General features: G+C 54.0%; 1 protein-coding gene. It reads left to right on the top strand.

Annotation, left to right across the window (positions count from 1 at the left end):
* Nucleotides 1-1,042 (top strand): iron chelate uptake ABC transporter family permease subunit (locus tag KDK16_RS12505; protein WP_257276375.1); only part of this gene is annotated, 1,042 nt, incomplete at both ends.

The following is a 1,042-nucleotide window of genomic DNA, read 5'->3' as shown; positions in this document are numbered from 1 at the left end:
CCCTTTGCCAGTCCGGCAACACTGGGTGTGAACTCCGGGGCCATGCTCGCCATAGTGCTGGGATCTGTTCTATTGCCTGAATTGACCGACCAGTACCCGGTCGTAGTCGCCTTTGCGGGTGCTGCGCTTACCACTTTACTGGTGTTCAGGCTGGCCACTGCTATCAGTGATTCACCGGTAAACCTTGTTCTGATTGGCATGGCTATTACCCTGTCACTGGGTGCTCTCAGTGCCGGTATTCTGATGTTTTTTGAGAATCGTCTGGAGGGTTTGTACACCTGGGGTACAGGGAATCTTGCCCAGTTTGACTATCAGGCCATCAACAACAGTTGGCCGATCTTTACCCTGATGATTCTCTTTGCCACATTGCTGGCCAGACGTCTGGATCTGATTGAGTTGGGCAGAGATCAGGCTGAGAGTCTGGGGGTGAATGTAAGACGAACCGTTGGCCTGTCGCTGGTGATTGCTCTGCTTTTGTCTGCCAGTGTCGTCAGTCAGGTGGGTATGATCAGTTTTATCGGACTGATTGCCCCGCACATTGCCCGTGGTCTCGGTTATCGCTCAGCATGGCAACGTCTGCTGGCAGCCAGCTTGACGGGTGCATTACTGCTACTGGGTGCAGATGTGCTGGCCAGAATGATTCCTTTCCTGATGTCCGAAGCGCATTACAGTATCCCGGCCGGCGCCATGACAACGGTTGTCGGCGCACCTTTCATGATTTTCCTGTTGAGCCAGCGTAAAAGGATCGGCAATTTGGCCAGAGCGCCCGGTGAGACAGGAATACGTGCTCTGTTTAACGCGTCTCCGGCAAAAGCCCTCTGGGTTCTGCTGTCCATACTGCTGGTCGCTTTTTACTTCAGTCTGTTCAGCGGCCTTGACCAATCCTGGATCGACCTACGTTGGCCCAGAGTTTTAACGGCAGCTTTTGCCGGAGCTGCGCTGGCTGTCTCCGGTCTGGTTCTTCAGAGCCTGATGAGAAACCCTCTGGCCAGTCCCGATGTTTCTGGTCTGACGACCACGGGCGTTTTGTTTGTGGTTTTAG

Source organism: Endozoicomonas sp. SESOKO4 (genome assembly GCF_024606275.1).
Note: the sequence above shows the minus strand (reverse complement) of the source record. Positions and strands in the feature narration are given on the sequence as shown.